The 16,238-nt window shown below is 42.8% G+C and carries 14 protein-coding genes; 7 read left to right on the forward strand and 7 right to left on the reverse strand.

Annotated features, from left to right (window positions below; genetic code table 11):
* The first annotated feature begins 201 nt into the window (after positions 1 to 201).
* The 3 genes from UH38_RS08830 to UH38_RS08840 all read left to right on the forward strand — a co-directional run bounded on the left by UH38_RS08830 (position 202) and on the right by UH38_RS08840 (position 2,524).
* Positions 202 to 750 carry a hypothetical protein gene (locus UH38_RS08830; protein ID WP_045054282.1) on the forward strand — a complete coding sequence of 183 codons (549 nt, stop codon included), beginning with the start codon at positions 202 to 204 and terminating at the stop codon, positions 748 to 750.
* Positions 751 to 991: 241 nt separating this feature from the next.
* Positions 992 to 2,215, forward strand: a complete 1,224-nt coding sequence (locus UH38_RS08835) for a glycerophosphodiester phosphodiesterase (RefSeq protein ID WP_045054283.1) — start codon at positions 992 to 994, stop codon at positions 2,213 to 2,215.
* Positions 2,216 to 2,287: 72 nt separating this feature from the next.
* The gene (locus UH38_RS08840; RefSeq protein ID WP_045054284.1) at positions 2,288 to 2,524 is read left to right on the forward strand and encodes a hypothetical protein; all 237 of its coding nucleotides are present in this window, start codon (positions 2,288 to 2,290) and stop codon (positions 2,522 to 2,524) included.
* A gap of 36 nt (positions 2,525 to 2,560) precedes the next feature.
* On the opposite strand, the gene UH38_RS08845 is transcribed toward UH38_RS08840, so the two are convergent.
* The gene (locus UH38_RS08845) at positions 2,561 to 3,133 is read right to left on the reverse strand and encodes a TIGR04376 family protein (protein WP_045054285.1); all 573 of its coding nucleotides are present in this window, start codon (positions 3,131 to 3,133) and stop codon (positions 2,561 to 2,563) included.
* 169 nt (positions 3,134 to 3,302) lie between these two features.
* Between UH38_RS08845 and UH38_RS08850 the strand changes: the two genes are divergently transcribed.
* On the forward strand, positions 3,303 to 3,767 hold the full coding sequence (locus UH38_RS08850) for a hypothetical protein (protein WP_045054286.1): 465 nt from the start codon (positions 3,303 to 3,305) through the stop codon (positions 3,765 to 3,767).
* Here the strand turns inward: UH38_RS08850 and mnmG are convergent.
* The gene (gene mnmG / locus UH38_RS08855) at positions 3,764 to 5,668 is read right to left on the reverse strand and encodes a tRNA uridine-5-carboxymethylaminomethyl(34) synthesis enzyme MnmG (protein ID WP_045054287.1); all 1,905 of its coding nucleotides are present in this window, start codon (positions 5,666 to 5,668) and stop codon (positions 3,764 to 3,766) included. The two genes, UH38_RS08850 and mnmG, sit on opposite strands and share 4 nt — an antisense overlap.
* Before the next feature lie 272 nt (positions 5,669 to 5,940).
* Between mnmG and UH38_RS08860 the strand changes: the two genes are divergently transcribed.
* Positions 5,941 to 7,953 (forward strand): ABC1 kinase family protein, encoded by a 2,013-nt coding sequence (locus UH38_RS08860; protein WP_045054288.1) that lies wholly within the window; start codon positions 5,941 to 5,943, stop codon positions 7,951 to 7,953.
* Between the two features lie 9 nt (positions 7,954 to 7,962).
* Here UH38_RS08860 and UH38_RS08865 read toward each other — a convergent pair whose 3' ends face one another.
* The gene (locus tag UH38_RS08865; RefSeq protein WP_045054289.1) at positions 7,963 to 8,391 is read right to left on the reverse strand and encodes a DUF2090 domain-containing protein; all 429 of its coding nucleotides are present in this window, start codon (positions 8,389 to 8,391) and stop codon (positions 7,963 to 7,965) included.
* Between the two features lie 18 nt (positions 8,392 to 8,409).
* Complete coding sequence (locus UH38_RS08870) at positions 8,410 to 11,145, reverse strand: valine--tRNA ligase (protein WP_045054290.1); 2,736 nt, start codon at positions 11,143 to 11,145, stop codon at positions 8,410 to 8,412.
* An 18-nt stretch (positions 11,146 to 11,163) separates the two neighbouring features.
* Here UH38_RS08870 and UH38_RS26695 point away from each other — a divergent pair, with 18 nt between their 5' ends.
* On the forward strand, positions 11,164 to 11,328 hold the full coding sequence (locus UH38_RS26695; RefSeq protein ID WP_045054291.1) for a hypothetical protein: 165 nt from the start codon (positions 11,164 to 11,166) through the stop codon (positions 11,326 to 11,328).
* Positions 11,329 to 11,342: 14 nt separating this feature from the next.
* Here UH38_RS26695 and UH38_RS08880 read toward each other — a convergent pair whose 3' ends face one another.
* The 3 genes from UH38_RS08880 to UH38_RS08890 all read right to left on the reverse strand — a co-directional run bounded on the left by UH38_RS08880 (position 11,343) and on the right by UH38_RS08890 (position 14,345).
* Positions 11,343 to 11,882, reverse strand: a complete 540-nt coding sequence (locus tag UH38_RS08880; RefSeq protein WP_045054292.1) for a DOMON-like domain-containing protein — start codon at positions 11,880 to 11,882, stop codon at positions 11,343 to 11,345.
* Positions 11,883 to 13,001, reverse strand: a complete 1,119-nt coding sequence (locus UH38_RS08885) for a phosphotransferase enzyme family protein (protein WP_045054293.1) — start codon at positions 12,999 to 13,001, stop codon at positions 11,883 to 11,885. It abuts the gene before it with no gap.
* Positions 13,002 to 13,340: 339 nt separating this feature from the next.
* Positions 13,341 to 14,345, reverse strand: coding sequence for a phosphoribulokinase (locus UH38_RS08890; RefSeq protein WP_045054294.1), 1,005 nt, complete (start codon positions 14,343 to 14,345; stop codon positions 13,341 to 13,343).
* A 566-nt stretch (positions 14,346 to 14,911) separates the two neighbouring features.
* On the opposite strand from UH38_RS08890, the gene petH reads away from it, so the two are divergent.
* Positions 14,912 to 16,210 (forward strand): ferredoxin--NADP reductase, encoded by a 1,299-nt coding sequence (petH, locus tag UH38_RS08895; RefSeq protein WP_045054295.1) that lies wholly within the window; start codon positions 14,912 to 14,914, stop codon positions 16,208 to 16,210.
* Positions 16,211 to 16,238: the final 28 nt, after the last annotated feature.

Genomic DNA, 16,238 nt, shown 5'->3' on the forward strand with positions numbered 1-16,238 from the left:
TGAGATGGATAAGGATATGGGGGCAAATAATACTTGCTCCCTATTTAACTCTAAGCTGCTGATAATTTTTAATACATAGCGTGTTTAAGTTTTCTGAGCAGTTGGGCAGAGCGATCGCTCATAAATGCATATTCTCCAGGTGTATATGCTTGAGGAGCCAATAATCAGCAACGTTACCAAAAGCGTGAAGGTGTAGCAAATATGGTTGCTAGCGTTAAGAAATTATTTGCTTTAAGTGCTGTAGCAGTATGTGTTGCTCAAAGTTCATTTGTAGCTACTAATATGGCTTTTGGGGTCTCTATAAATGAATCGCCCGATTATCCTATCGTTGCTAACTTAGATACTAATAATCCTATTTGCTACATTCAGCAAACAAGTGGCTCAACTTTGGATTTGACTCAGTTGTGCAGTGAGGGCGGAACTAAAACGCAACTGTCGCATACCGATCGCAAATTTCTAGAAAGTTATAATAATTCGCTAGATGCTTACCAAAACCAAAGAACTCTAGTCACACCCAATACTGAACAAGACCCTCTCTCTCCTATCAAAGTAGCTCAAGGTGTATGCAGCGCTCTCAACAATCAAGTGCCTTTAGATCGGATTGAAAAAGAACAGTATCAAAAAATTACCGCCACCGAAGATCGTAGAAATCAAGATATTGCTTTAATAGAATCAAATATTATCAATTCTTTGGCTGTGAAGTTTTACTGTCCTCAATTTGCTCAACGTGCAGTTAATAGCTCTAACTGAATGCTATTAATTCTTAAAATCAGTTGAATACTCTTTTGCTGCTAGCAAGTTATCAACTTTCCAGCAGCATTTTTATTTGTATTACTGTTGAAATATAATGATGTAGTCACAGTACCCAAAGCTAAAATCTATCAACTTTAAACTGCAATTAATTTAGCCTTAATCCTATCTCAGTATCTTTACGGTGGAGAGCAAGATACATAGCTAACAGTTTTTTGCAGCTAAATTTGAGGAGGAGATTATGCGGCTTTGGCACTTGACGTTTTTAATATCAACACTTTTAACTGGATTAGGTGTGAATCGAGCTATTGCAGCGACGTTAAATGGCGCAGAACCAATTGTGATCGGACACAGGGGAGCTAGTGGCTATCGTCCTGAGCATACTTTAGCATCCTACGAGCTAGCGATTAAAATGGGGGCTGATTTTATCGAACCCGATTTAGTTTCTACCAAAGATGGCGTATTAGTAGCACGTCATGAAAATGAGATTTCTGGAACTACTGATGTAGCTACCCGTTCTGAATATAAAAATCGCCAAACTACCAAGACAATTGATGGTAATAAAGTTACAGGCTGGTTTACTGAAGATTTTACGGTTGCGGAACTAAAGACACTAAGAGCCAAAGAGCGCATTCCGCAACTACGTCCTGATTCAGCTATCTATGACGGATTGTATCAAGTTCCCACTTTGCAAGAAGTAATCGATTTAGCTCAAAAAAAAAGTTTAGAAACTGGTAGGACTATTGGCATTTATCCAGAAACAAAACATCCTACTTACTTCGACTCGATTGGATTATCTTTGGAAGAACCTTTAGTAGCAACTCTTAGTGCTAATGGATTAACAGAAGCGGACGATCCTGTATTTATCCAATCTTTTGAAGTTGGCAATCTACAATACCTAAATACTTTAACTAATGTGCCTTTGGTGCAATTATACGACGATCGCACAGTTCAACCTTACGACTTTGTAGCGAGTGGAAGCGATCGCACTTACGGCGATTTATTAACACCGCAGGGTTTGACAGAAGTTGCTAAATATGCACGAGGAATTGGTCCTTGGAAACGATTGATTGTCCCTAGTCAAACCATAGATGCAAATGGAGATGGCGAACCAGACGATCTTAATGGCGATGGAGAAATTAGCGATGCTGACACCATCCTTTTAGATCCTACTAGCTTAGTTGACGATGCTCATGCTGCTGGTTTGTTAGTGCATCCTTATACATTCCGCAGCGAAGACTATTTCTTGGCTACTGATTATACCGATTTTTTAGCTCCCAATGGCGACCCAAAGTTAGAGTACGAACAGTTTTACAACTTGGGAGTTGATGGCGTATTTAGCGATAACCCTGATATTGCTGTTAATGTGAGGAATCGCTATGCCCAGCCAATACCAGAACCAAGTAGCTTACTGGGTTTGAGCATAGTGCCATTTTTCCAATTACTGCGCCGCCGGAAAAAATAAAGAGCGATCGCCGATTCTTATCATACAAACAGGATAGCGCTATATTAGTTTGAGCTAGTTAGTGAGAACTTTATGAAAGTCTGGTTATCCTGTTTTCTAGTATTGTTTGCGCTTGCAGAGCTTTACCAATGGGCGCAACACTTGACTTTGCCATTACCAATTTATATTTTAGGTGGGGCATTTTTGGCGATCGCTTCTAATGCAAATAAGCGCCTAGGCTTCTTTTTGCCTTTGAAAGACGAAGCAATGGCGATAATGAATGGTATAAATTCACAAGCGATCGAGCAATCAACCAAAAAGCTTGATTAATCAACACTTATATGTATAGGTAAGGGGCGGCATTTTTCATCGTCCCATATTTCGCTTCATCTGCTCTAGCTCATCTTGAGTTTCCCAACGGCGAAATGCGTCATCTAAAGGATCTGGTCCGCCGTAAGGGGTACGGGTTTGATGCCAGCCTGCGGTTTCCAAGCGCTGAGAAGCTTGGTAATTGTTGCGAGTTGCTTGAGACTCAGTTACTTTGGTTTGCACTTCTTGACGGCGCTGCTGGATGCGTGTAAGCAGTTCTCTTGCTTGAGCGATACGTTCTTTTAGCCCTTGCATTTGTCCCCAGCGTTGATTTCCCTCCCGTAGTAGGGTAGCTTCTCGTTGTTGCGCTGCTTCCGCCAAGTCTAGTCTGTTAGCAGTTTTCGCTTTTTCTACTCTAATATGCCAGCGCTGGATTTCTTGGGCTTTAGCGAGAATTTCGTCTTGACTTCGCTTTTCTTGCAGTTGCAAATCGGCTATAAGCCTTAAGGTATCTTCTTCTTGTTCGCGCAACTGTTCTAAGAGTGCTTCTAACTCCAAATGGGGATTACTTTTCAAAAATTCTTCTAAACGGCTCTCTAAGAAACGGTTGAAATCATCAAATAATCCCACTGCACTCAACTCCACAGCTTCAAGGGTTCAATTTTCATCCTAGCAATTTAAGCGCGAGGGGTTGTAATCCTGTAGCGATAAACTTTTATGCTAATAAAACATTATTTTTAGCGATTGACAGCCAAAATAGATTAGGTTTGGTTAAAAAACTGACTAAAACTAGAAAATTATGCTTAAAACTATTGCTGTTGTTGGATTATTTGCTTCAAGCTCTATGTCACCACTTGCCCTACAAGCACAGGAAGCAGAAAAAAGCGATCGCTGTACTGCAACCATTGCGGCTGCTCAAAAGCGGATTGAAACAGGTCGAAATGTAGATGTTGTAATTGATGTTGCTGATAATGTTCCTGAACTTTACTCAGATTATCCAGCTAATCGCCCATATCGATACACTTTTGCTCTAGACGGTACGGCAGCCGAGTCAGTTATGGCTTCAGGTAAGTTTACCAAGTCGATTGCTACTACAGTCATTAATAACTGTAGCTCTGTAGGGTTGGTAATTTTTGCCGTGTATCGAACCGATTGGTATTATGCCTATGGTTTGCTCCCAAGTGGAAAAATAGAAAACTTTAGCACTAATTGTGTAGAGCCTGGACCTGGAAAACTACGTTGGGGACAGCAAACTTGCTTTTAAGTCAAAATAGCCGCAGGAGTAACACTGCGAGAACGGAATTCTAAGTAAACCAGCAAAGCATTGACATCGGCTGGGTTAACTCCACCAATTCTAGCGGCTTGTCCGATAGTTAAAGGCTTTACTTTAGAGAGTTTTTCCCTTGCTTCTTTAGAAAGAGTCTCTACAATCGAGTAGTCTAAATCGCTAGGCAACGGGCGATTGGCGTGACGAGCGATCGCATCTATTTGATTTTGCTGGCGTTGCAAGTATCCTGAATACTTAATATCAATTTCTGCGCCTGCTTTTTCTGCTGTATTAAGTTCGGGGTTACTTAGCCCGTAATGTTCTAAGTTAGCGTAATGAAATCCTGGACGGCGGAGCAAATCGGCTAGAGTAATTGAGTTTTTGATTGCTTGCTGAGTATCTGAGGCAATAAGTTTAGCAATATCGCTTTGTTCTTTTAGGCGAGTTGAGTGCAACCGCTCTTTTTCGGCAGCAATATTAGTTTGTTTGCGGGTAAATAATTCCCATCTGCGATCGTCAATTAAGCCGATTTCTCTACCTAGAGGTGTTAACCTTTGGTCTGCGTTATCAGACCGCAATAATAAGCGATACTCAGAACGGCTAGTCAGCATCCGGTAAGGTTCTCTTAAATCCTTCGTACACAAGTCATCAATCAATGTACCGAGATAACTTTGCTCGCGAGGGAAAATTACCATTTCCTTTTGTTGGGCGTAAAGAGCCGCATTGATTCCCGCTACAATGCCTTGAGCAGCTGCTTCTTCATAGCCTGTTGTGCCGTTAATTTGCCCTGCACAAAACAACCCTTGAATCTTTTTAGTCATCAAGGTAGGGTAACACTGCGTTGCTGGCAAGTAGTCATACTCCACAGCGTAGGCGGGACGCAGCATGACGCAGTTTTCTAGTCCTGGCAATGTCCTGAGCATTTGCAGTTGGATTGGTTCTGGTAATCCGGTAGAAAATCCTTGAATATATAGTTCGGGAATGTCTCGCCCTTCTGGTTCGATGAAGATTTGGTGGCTTTCTTTATCGGCAAAACGGACAATTTTATCTTCGATGCTGGGGCAATAGCGCGGTCCTTTAGCATCTACCCAACCGCCGTAAACTGGGGATAAATGCAAGTTATCCCGAATTAGTTGGTGAGTTTGGGCAGTGGTACGGGTGAGGTAGCAAGGCATTTGCGGGCGTTCTACCCATACAGAGGGATCGAAGCTAAACCAGCGGACTTCTTCGTCGCCTGGTTGTGGTTCTAGCTGGCTGTAATCGAGCGATCGCTTGTCTACTCTTGCTGGGGTTCCGGTTTTTAATCTTCCGGTTTCAAACCCTAGTTTGTTTAAGGTTTCTGTTAAGCCTTCGGCGGCAAATTCTCCTGCCCTTCCTGCTGGCATCGATTTGTTGCCTACCCAAATTCTACCACCTAAAAATGTGCCTGTAGTCAAAATTACCGTTGGTGCTTGGAAGGCTACGCCAAAGTATGTTTCTACGCCGATAATTTCGTCGTTAGCGCCTATTACTAGGTCTATGACCATGCTTTCGCGGATGGTTAAATTTGGCTGGTTTTCGACGATTTCTCTGGTGATTTGGGCGTATTCGCGTTTGTCTGTTTGCGCTCTTAATGCCCATACCGCAGGTCCGCGTGAGGAGTTGAGGACTCGCTTTTGCAGGTAGGTGCGATCGGTGATTTTGCCGATTTCTCCTCCTAGTGCGTCTACTTCATGGGTGAGTTGCGATTTGGCAGGTCCCCCTACTGCTGGGTTGCAGGGTTGCCAGGCTATTTTGTCTAGGTTGAGGGTGAGTAGTAGGGTACGACAGCCTAAGCGTGCGGCTGCGAGAGCAGCTTCGCAGCCTGCGTGTCCGGCTCCGACTACTATTACTTGGTAGGTGTCTTGGAATTGAGGCATGGTTTTGGGGTGGCGCTATTTTTGATTTTATACGAATGGTAGGGGTAGAGAGCAGGGGAGCAGGGGGAGCAGGGGAAGCAGGGGACAGGGGTACAAGGGAGATTGAAGATCGATCTTGGGTTAGACTATTTTCTTTTTATGGCGGGTGAGAATGGATAAAAGTTTGGAATAAATACTTATGGCTCTGTAGGTGGAGTTGAATAATTAAATTAGTTTATTACAACAAATTGTTACAATACTTAATACGGTCGCTGTAGTGCGGTTACAAATTCATGGACGTTAAGACAGATTCGGTAATTCAGGTTGATGCTCCTAGGCAGTTAGTTCCGGTTGATGGTGATGCAGGAATGCTGGAATATGATGATGGGGTGGTTGCTGTTGTTAGACCGGAGTTGTTGCGTTACGATCCGGTGGCGATCTCTGCTCACTACAAGAGTAAGCCTTTTCAGGTTTTGGGTCGCATTTTTACTGTGCTTTTTCCGGCTCTTAGTTTTGCTTTGGGGTTGTGGTGGGATAAGCAAACGGGAGTCGGTCAACAAAATCAGTCTAAAAGAGCGATTCAGCTAAGGGATTTGTTGACGAAGCTAGGTCCTGCTTATATCAAAATTGGACAAGCTCTTTCTACTCGCCCCGATTTGGTTCCGCCTGCTTATTTGGATGAGTTGACGCGCCTGCAAGATCAGATTCCGCCTTTTTCTAATGATATTGCTTATCAGTTTATTGAGGAAGAGTTGGGCGATCGCCCTGATGCTATCTACGCGGAGTTGTCGCCTCAACCTATTGCTGCTGCTTCCTTGGGTCAGGTGTATAAGGGTAAGCTAAAAACTGGCGAAACTGTTGCTGTTAAAGTCCAGCGTCCCGATTTGCAAGAAACTATTGCTGTCGACTTGTATATTTTGCGCCGCATGGCTACTTGGGCAAATAAAAATGTGAAGCGGTTGCGGAGCGATTTGGTAGCGATTTTGGATGAGTTTGGCGGACGCATCTTTGAAGAGATGGATTACATCAATGAAGGTGAAAATGCCGAGCGTTTTGCCCAGCTATACGGTCATCTCAAGGATGTTTACGTACCTAAAATCTATTGGGAATATACTCACCGCCGCGTGCTGACAATGGAATGGGTGGTTGGTACGAAATTAACTAATGTGGAAGCTATTCGCGCTCAAGGTGTTGATGCTCGTTACATTATTGAGGTGGGCGTTCAGTGTTCTTTGCGTCAGTTACTAGAACATGGCTTTTTTCACGCCGATCCTCATCCTGGCAATTTGTTAGCTACTCCTGACGGACAGTTGGCTTATCTGGATTTTGGCATGATGAGCGAAATTAAGCCTTATCAACGTTATGGCTTGATTGAAGCTGTAGTTCACATGGTTAACCGCGATTTTGAGGGGTTAGCTCGCGATTATGTCAAGTTAGACTTTTTATCGCCGGATACAGACCTTACTCCAATTGTGCCTGCTTTAGCGCAGATTTTTGGCAATGCTTTGGGTGCTAGTGTTGCTGAGTTGAATTTTAAGAGCATTACTGACCAGTTATCGGCGTTGATGTACGAATATCCTTTCCGCGTTCCTGCTTATTATGCATTGATTATTCGATCGCTTGTCACTCTAGAAGGTATTGCTATCCATATCGACCCAAATTTTAAGGTTTTAAGTGAAGCATATCCCTATATTTCTAAGCGACTACTAACAGATCCAGCGCCAGAATTACGCGAGTCGTTGCAAGACTTGTTATTCAAAGATGGGCGTTTTCGCTGGAATCGGTTGGAGAACTTGCTGCGAAATGCGCGTAATAGTCAAGACTACAATGTCAATCAAGTGCTTGATGAGACGTTAGAGTTTTTATCTTCAGAACGCGGTGCTTTGATTCGCAATAATTTGATTGATGAAGTTGCTAAAAGTGTCGATGCCTTAAGTCGCGATGCTTTGCACAATGTGACTAATACGTTGCGCGATCGCCTGCAAAATGTTTCTTGGGGTAAGCCTATTGCTATGGCTGTTAATCCAACTCCTGCAGCTACTAGCGAACAAGAACAAACTCTAGAGCATATCAAGCGTATTTGGAGTATTTTACAAGAAACACGCGGTTTTGATGCGGCAAAAGTTAGTTCTCAAGTGCCGCAACTGTTGGCAAATCCAGGCGTGCAGCAAATTGGCAGACAAGTTGCTGGGCGTTTGGCAAGTAAAGCGATCGCGCGTTTGATTCGTGAGGTATTGACGGCAGGCGATGTTAATCCTAATAATGGACAAGTGAAAAAAGTAGCTTTACCTGCGGGTAAAGTTTAGAAGTTAAGTTTATACGTGGTTTTCGTTTTCTTTGTCTCGTTTGAAACTTTCTTCTAGAGCTTGAATCTGTTCTCTTCTAGCTTCTACTTCTAACGATCGCCTAGCAAGTTCTTGATTTTGCAGAGTGAGCGTTTGTCGCCACTGTTCGGAACGCTCTGATTCTGCTTTCAAAAATGCTGGGGTTACGCCGCTTGTTAAGTAGGTTTTGACTAAATCTAGTACCCAATTAGTTGCGTCTTGGATGCTTAACATTTCCTCTTGGGAAGAAAGTTCGACCAAGACTAGCATCCCTTCATGTAAAGCGATCGCTTCTGGTACGCGCAAAACTCTCGCTTCTGCATTAATTTCCCATTTATATTCGTCTTGCTGATGCGCTAGCAAGTTTAAATGAGTTTGACCGGACAATTCTTGTTTTTGAACTAAAGCTAGGTATAGCATTGTTTTACGAGCGATAGGTTACTCAGTCAAGTTGCGGAGGCGATCGCGGAGTATTTCTGCTTGGGTTTGAGCTTCTTGCAATGCATCCCGCACGCTTTTAACTACTTCTTCTGGTGCTTTGTTTACGAATTTGGGATTGTTGAGGCGGTTAGATAGCGATTGAATTTCTGCTTCTATTTTCGCCAAATTCTTCTCTAGTTTGCTCCGCAATGCCTTGACATCAACGACTCCAGATAGAGGAATTAAAATTTCAACTGTCCCCACTACGCCAGAAATAACATTTTCTAAGGAGTTAGTATCTTGTTTGGGTTGAACTTCTAATTTTTCTGCTTTCGCCAAATCCAAAATGTGAACTTGTCCAATTTGCGTCAAAATATCAAGTTCGCTGTTGTTTTCGCTTTGCAGTATGACGTGAATCTTCGCCCCTGGTTTGATATCAGATTCCGCCCGCAGGTTGCGAATTTTGCCGATCGCAGTCGTAATTAGAGCAAAACTATTTTCTAACTCCAGATCGATTAGTCCTTCATCCGCTTGAGGATACAACTGCAAGCCTAATATTTCGCGATCGCTGATTTGAGTTAGTGTATGCCAAATTTCTTCAGTAATATGAGGCATAAACGGATGCAGTAGTTTTAAAATTCCTTCTAAAACATAAGCAAGAGTTTGTCTTGCAACTTTACTAGATGGTAATTCTGCTTGCAAGCGCGACTTTACTAGCTCAATATACCAGTCGCAAAAGTCGCCCCAGAAAAACTCGTACAAGCCTTTCGCAGCTTCTCCCAAACCGTAATTGTCGATGCGATCGCGCGTTTGGGCTACTGTTTGCTGAAATCGAGATATAATCCAGCGATCGGCTGCTTCTAAATCTGCTACTTGCGGTTGTCCTAATTGCTGTGGAGTTAAGCCCTTGAGATTCATCATCACAAACCGCGAAGCATTCCACAGCTTGTTTGTAAAGTTGCGACTAGCTTCTACTGAAGGCGATTCATCAGTTTCGCGCTTGTATTCTAAACGGATATTTTGACCTGCGCCTGCTACTTCCTTAACCAAGGTATAGCGCAAAGCATCAGTACCATACTTATCTATTAACAACAGCGGATCGATGCCATTACCAGCGGTTTTAGACATTTTCTTGCCATTTTCATCCAGCACTAAGCCATGAATGTAGACATCTTTAAAGGGCATCTCCCCAGTAAAATGTCCGCCCAGCATCGTCATCCGCGCTACCCAGAAAAAGATAATGTCAAACCCAGTAACTAAGGTAGATGTAGGGTAATAAGTAGCTAAATCTTGAGTTTGCTGGGGCCAACCTAAAGTAGAAAAGGGCCATAATCCAGAAGAAAACCAAGTATCTAGAACATCTGGATCTTGTTTTAACTTGACATCTATCCCAAATTGTGCCTTAGCTTTTTCTTTAGCTTCAGCCTCCGTTTTAGCAACTACAAACGGAGTATCGTCAGTAATTTCGCCGTTTGTTTCGCTGACAGCAAACCAAGCAGGGATTTGATGACCCCACCATAGTTGACGCGAAATACACCAGTCAGTTAATTTTACTAACCAATCGCGATAAACTTTAGTCCAACGTTCGGGGACAAACTGGGGGGAATTTTGCTTATCTAGAAATTCTAGAGTTTTGTCAGCTAGGGGACGAATTTTGACAAACCATTGAGTAGATAAAAGCGGTTCAACAGGTACTTTACCGCGATCGCTATAAGGAACGCTATGTTTGTAATCTTCTACTCTAACTAGAAAACCGTCTGTTTCTAGCCGTTTAACAACATTTTTACGCGCTACAAACCGATCTTGCCCTTGAAACTCGCCAGCATTTTCATTTAAAGTGCCATCCTTATTCATGATATTAACCATCGGCAGCTTGTGACGCTGACCCATCGCAAAATCATTAGGATCGTGGGCGGGAGTTACTTTAACGCAGCCAGTACCAAAAGCAGGATCGACAAACTCATCAGCAATTACTGGTATTTCGCGCCCAACAATTGGTAACTGCAAAGTTTTACCAATCAAATGCTGGTAGCGATCGTCATCAGGATTAACAGCAACCGCTGTATCTCCTAGCATCGTTTCTGGGCGAGTTGTCGCCACCTCTACATAACCCGAACCATCGCTTAAGGGATAGCGGAAATGCCATAAATTTCCGTCTACCTCTTTACTTTCTACCTCCAAATCCGAAACAGCCGATTGTGTAGCTGGACACCAATTGACTAAATATTTACCCCGATAAATTAGCCCCTCATCGTATAGACGGGTAAACTCCTCTACCACAGCATTAGATAAGCCTTCATCCATAGTGAAGCGTTCGCGCGACCAATCTACAGACACACCTAAACGCTTTAACTGATTGACAATATTACCCTTAGATAATTCCTTCCACTCCCAAGCCCGTTCTAAAAAGCGATCGCGTCCCAAATCTTGACGAGTTTTACCTTCTTGCTTTAGCTGTTTTTCCAAGATTGTATGTACGGCAATACTGGCATGATCTGTTCCTGGTAGCCACAAAGTATTGTCGCCTAGCATCCGGTGGTAGCGAATGAGTACATCAATCAACGCGCTTTCAAAAGCGTGACCCATGTGCAGACTACCCGTGACATTAGGCGGGGGAATGACTATGCAATAAGGTTTACCAGGATGATTGGGGTCAGCTTTATAGACTTGGCGATCGTCCCAGATTTTTTGCCACTTGGCTTCGGTAGTGGTGGGATCGTAAACGCTGGGTAGATTGGTGATACTTGCGGTCATGGAGGGAGGAATAAGATAATGGAGGCTATTTTAACAGTGACCAATGACCAGTTACCAGTTACCAGTTACCAGTTACCAGTTACCAGTTACCAGTTACCAGTTACCAGTTACCAGTTACCAGTTACCAGTTACCAGTTACCAGTTAGTTACTATTTTAGGGATGTTTTGGTGATGCTGTTTTAGTCGCAAACTAAAACTTAGAGCTTAATGATGAAACTATCGCGGCGATGAAAGTCTGCTTCTGTACCTGTATGAGTCAACGCCCAATAAGTCACTTCGCCATTTTTGTCTTTAACTACGGCGGTAATAGCAAGTTCGATCGCACTCTCTTTTGAGACAATTTTATCTAATTCGATTTCGACAACAAGTTCTGAACTATCTGCTGCTGATGCGACTTTAAATGGCAGCATCTTAAAGGCAATCTCTTCTTGCATTCCTTCACGATAGCCATCAAAGCGATAGACATTCCAATGTCCGCTAGGAGAAAGGTTAAATTCCCAATAGCGATCGCTTTTCTCAATGCCTAGAAAAAACTCCAAGCAAGTATCTTGCCATAATTCGTGCTTTCTTGCTGGAGTATCACAAGGAAGAGCGATCGCAATATCTTTTAAGTCTCCAACAAGTTCATAGTAGATGACAAGTCGGTTGGCATTGCGTTCGATGCGTCCTATAATTTTCAGATTGGGTAGCGATTGCCCAGAAGGAAAAGGTTGTAAAAGAAAAGTCTGTTCCATTATTTACTGCTTATCTTGGGCGATCGCGCGAATAATTGTTTCTTGAGATTCGATGCTTTCAGTAAGTTTAAACTGAACGATCGCTCTTGCTAAATTATGTTGCGGATGCTTGACTTTGAAGTAAACATTCCCTGCTAAGTAGTCAGTAAAAAATCTCAGTCCCAACTCAAAAGCAATCAAAGCAATAGCATCGTAAATGTAGGCGCGATCGTTAGGTGTAAGAAAAGCATCAGCTACAGACAGATAGCCTTGTAAAATTCCTCGACAAATATCTGTATCGAAGCGAACGCTATCCCAGTCCTCGGTTTCTTCTCCAGCTTGGTTGCAACCCGATCGCAAACAATCGCCAATATCGTAATGTACAAGTCCAGGCTTAACAGTGTCGAGGTCTACAATGCTGACCGCTTTTTTTGTAGTCACATCGAACATGACATTATTAATTTTAGGGTCGCCATGCATCAAACGCAGCGGAAGTTTGCCTTGATTTTTAGCATCTTCGAGAATACTTGCCCAATTTTGGCGATCGCTCACAAATTGCAGGCAATAATTGACATCAGGAGATTGGCTTGGACTTGCCTTGGCTAAAACGCGATCGTATTGTTGCAGGTATAATGGCGTAATATGGAACCCTTCAAGAGTATCGGCTAATTTTTCAGGGGGTAAGTCGCTAATTAAATTGTGAAACATCCCCAAGGCATAGCCAATTTCTTGAGCTTGTTCTAGATTTTGCAGCGTATCGAAAGATTTAGAATTGGCAATAAAGCTGATTGCTCGCCAGAAAGACCCATCAGCGTCTTGAAAACCGTCTAATTCGTCTTTAGTTAATAATACACGCGGCACATCCCAACGGCGTTCTATGGGATGATTATGCAGGCGATCGCTTATATGTTTAGTACAAGCACGCATATTCTGCATCACCAATTCTGGCTGACGAAATACCTGCGTATTGATGCGTTGCAGGACAAAATGCTTTTGATTGGGGGAATCTAAACTAACTAGAAACGTGTCGTTGATATTGCCATTACCAAAAGCATCTATATTGGTAATTTTGTGCGATCTCGCAAATTGTTCGGCAACAGTAGAAAGGTTGCTAGTGCTTTGAATCGTGGGGTTTTGTGTCATGTCGGTTTGGATTCGCTACGCCCCTAATTTCGTTTGTTTGTCAGCTTAGACGAATTGCAAGATATTATCTAGTACAAAACCTAAAATTCCCTAACTTACTGACCAGCAAACAGTTAACAGTTGCTAGTTACCAATTTAATCATCAAGACAATTTCGTTGGTAAACAGTCAATCCATCTGCGTGCATCTGCGTTCAGTCTACTAATAACTTGTCGCTGTTAAAAAAGGGACGCTATTAACAGCTACCAGCAAACAATTACTAATTAAGATAATTGGGTATAAATCCCCGCTACACCCCGATAACTAATAACTGGTCACTGCTTTAACGCCCCTACTTTTTCTAAACCTTTGCAGCAATCTTGGCTTCCTTCGCCGTCACTCTCTCATACATCGCCCGCATCTTCAAACCAGTCAACACCTGGAACAACCCAGTTCCATTATTAGAACCTGGATACTCGCGGTGCTGAAGCAACAAGTGAGTCATTTCACCTTGATACTTAGTAGAAGTCTTGCTCAAGTGTGTCTCGATATAAATGACTTCATCCAAATTATCGAACTGTCCGTCTACTTCCAATACTGAGACGTTATCTTGGCTGTAAGGATCTGGTCCATAGTACATTTGCATTCCTGGATACGAGCAGGTCAATTTTCGTCCGCATGGTGTCCAGTGGATAGTTGAACCTTCATCAAATAAGTAAACTGGCTCTAAGCCTTCTATCCCTTCTTTCTGGATCATCCGTACCCGCAAGACTTTCCGCTCTTTGTCTTCTTTGAGTAGTTGTGTTGGTAATACCTGGATAACTACGTCTGCGTGTTTCTTTTGGGGTTCGATGTAAGCTGTAAAGTCTGGACGGCGAGAGTTAATTGCTGCTAGTACGTCTTCATAACGATGACCTCTTTCTGCCATATCGCGCTGAATTTTCCAAGCAATTTTGACTTCGTCGCTGATGTCTAAATACACGCTGAAGTCTAGTAGCTCTCGCACGCGCTCGTCATACAAGGGGTGCAGTCCTTCTACTACTATGATGTGATTTGGCTCTATCCGCTCTGGTGGATCTATTGCTCCGGTTTCGTGGTTGTATATTGGCTTGTCTATCGGTTGACCGTTTTTGAGCGCCTTGATTTGCTCGTACATTAGATCGAAGTTGTTTGCTCTTGGATCTAATGCTGTAATTCCTGTCTCTTTCCGCTGTTTGCGATCTAAGCTATGGTAGTCATCTAAACAGATAACTGTTAAAAATTCTTCGCCAAATAAGTCGGTTAACCGACGCAAAAAGGTGGATTTACCGCACCCTGAATCTCCCGCAACTCCAATTAATACTACGCGATCCAGCGAACTTGTCATAGCTTTCCTCTAACAACAAAATGATTCCATCAATAAGTTTTCTACGCTTTAGGTATGTAGCCCTCATACCACTGCTGTGGTTGAGTTTGCGACTCGATTCAGCACTACGCTATGTGTCTGTTTCTCGTTCCTTTTGTTTGAAGAACGCTTGCCACAATTAACCACTAGACTATTCATTGGGTATGGGTTTACCCTCATAATTGCTTGTAAAAAAAACAATTAAGTTGGACTGTGGTAAGTATTTACTACTACTGTTAGTGTAAATTCTACCAAAATAGAATCTCTCATACAATGCGTTCAGGTCATGCTCGATTGTCTGACTCTGTACTTATGCTAAGGTTTTGTTGCACATTTTTATTAAAAAAAAGTAAAATTGTTGCTGTTTAATTTATATGTAGCTCTAAATGCTAGGAGCAAAATGTACTCTTCCCTACGCGCACATACCTTGGTATGGTTACAATAGCGACTTTCTGCAATCATTCTTCAGTCGGTCATCCGGTATTATAAATCTGGTAGCAGGTAGAAAGAGTTTCATAAGTTAAGTAGGGATCGGAGAGATTTAAGCAATGTATAATTCTAGCGCCGCAGACGGAGCAGCTAATACGGAAGCTGGTAGCCGTGTTTTTGTTTACGAGGTTGTGGGTCTGCGTCAAAATGAAGAAACTGACAACATGACTCCTCCTATTCGTCAAAGTGGCAGCGTATTTATTAGAGTGCCTTACAGCCGCATGAATCAGGAGATGCAGCGGATTGCTCGTCTAGGTGGAAAAATTGTCAATATCCAACTTCAGGATGTTGCAGCTTCAGCAAACGGACATTTAGGCTTTTCTCAAAGCGATCGGGGTAATTCCTCTGCCGTAACTGCTAAGAGCGAACAGAATAATTCCTCAGCATCAGCAGAAAATGGACTACAGCCCGAATCAGAACCAAAAGGCAAGCCCATGACTCAAGCGAAACCCAAAGCTGATAAGCATAAAGATGTTCCTGTTAATATCTACCGCCCTAATGCTCCTTATCTCGGTAAATGTCTCTCTAATGATGAGTTAGTCGGTGAAGGCGGAATTGGTACTGTCCGTCACTTAATTTTTGACATTTCTGGTGGCGATTTACGCTATCTTGAAGGTCAAAGTATCGGGATTATTCCCCCAGGTACGGATAAAAATGGTAAGCCGGAAAAATTGCGGCTATACTCGATCGCATCTACTCGACATGGCGATCGTGTAGACGATAAAACTGTATCTCTTTGCGTGCGTCAATTAGAATACAAGCACCCTGAAACAGGCGAAACTATTTACGGTGTTTGTTCTACTCATTTGTGTCATCTCGAACCAGGGGCAGATGTCAAAATTACTGGTCCTGTTGGTAAAGAAATGCTTCTGCCTGAAGATACAGATGCAAATGTAGTTATGTTTGCAACTGGTACGGGTATTGCTCCATTTAGAGCTTATTTGTGGCGGATGTTTAAGGCAAATGAAAAAGCTGCTAATCCTGACTACGAGTTTAAAGGTATGGCTTGGCTAGTGTTTGGAATTCCAACTACTCCTAATATCCTTTACAAGGAAGAGTTAGAAGAAATCCAACAGCAGTATCCCGATAATTTCCGCTTGACTTATGCAATTAGCCGCGAACAGAAAAATCCTGACGGTGGCAGAATGTATATTCAAGATCGAGTCGCCGAACACGCTGATGAATTGTGGCAATTGTTCCAAAAGGAAAATACTCACGGTTACATTTGCGGTTTGAAAGGTATGGAAGGCGGTATTGATGAAGCGCTTTCTGCGGCTGCGGCTAAAGATGGCGTAAATTGGATTGAGTACCAAAAGGAAATGAAAAAGGCTGGTCGCTGGCACGTAGAAACGTACTAAGAGACAAGCTAAAAGTAATAAAATTACT

This window comes from Aliterella atlantica CENA595 (assembly GCF_000952155.1).
Classification (GTDB): Bacteria; Cyanobacteriota; Cyanobacteriia; order Cyanobacteriales; family Chroococcidiopsidaceae; genus Aliterella; species Aliterella atlantica.

Bases quoted from the DNA above. Each gene is read 5' to 3' on its own strand.
- UH38_RS08830 (WP_045054282.1), top strand. From the start codon at position 202: ATGGTTGCTAGCGTTAAGAAATTATTTGCTTTAAGTGCTGTAGCAGTA.
- UH38_RS08835 (WP_045054283.1), top strand. From the start codon at position 992: ATGCGGCTTTGGCACTTGACGTTTTTAATATCAACACTTTTAACTGGA.
- UH38_RS08840 (WP_045054284.1), top strand. From the start codon at position 2,288: ATGAAAGTCTGGTTATCCTGTTTTCTAGTATTGTTTGCGCTTGCAGAG.
- UH38_RS08850 (WP_045054286.1), top strand. From the start codon at position 3,303: ATGCTTAAAACTATTGCTGTTGTTGGATTATTTGCTTCAAGCTCTATG.
- mnmG (WP_045054287.1), bottom strand. From the start codon at position 5,668: ATGCCTCAATTCCAAGACACCTACCAAGTAATAGTAGTCGGAGCCGGA.
- UH38_RS08860 (WP_045054288.1), top strand. From the start codon at position 5,941: ATGGACGTTAAGACAGATTCGGTAATTCAGGTTGATGCTCCTAGGCAG.
- UH38_RS08865 (WP_045054289.1), bottom strand. From the start codon at position 8,391: ATGCTATACCTAGCTTTAGTTCAAAAACAAGAATTGTCCGGTCAAACT.
- UH38_RS08870 (WP_045054290.1), bottom strand. From the start codon at position 11,145: ATGACCGCAAGTATCACCAATCTACCCAGCGTTTACGATCCCACCACT.
- UH38_RS26695 (WP_045054291.1), top strand. From the start codon at position 11,164: ATGGAGGCTATTTTAACAGTGACCAATGACCAGTTACCAGTTACCAGT.
- UH38_RS08885 (WP_045054293.1), bottom strand. From the start codon at position 13,001: ATGACACAAAACCCCACGATTCAAAGCACTAGCAACCTTTCTACTGTT.
- UH38_RS08890 (WP_045054294.1), bottom strand. From the start codon at position 14,345: ATGACAAGTTCGCTGGATCGCGTAGTATTAATTGGAGTTGCGGGAGAT.
- petH (WP_045054295.1), top strand. From the start codon at position 14,912: ATGTATAATTCTAGCGCCGCAGACGGAGCAGCTAATACGGAAGCTGGT.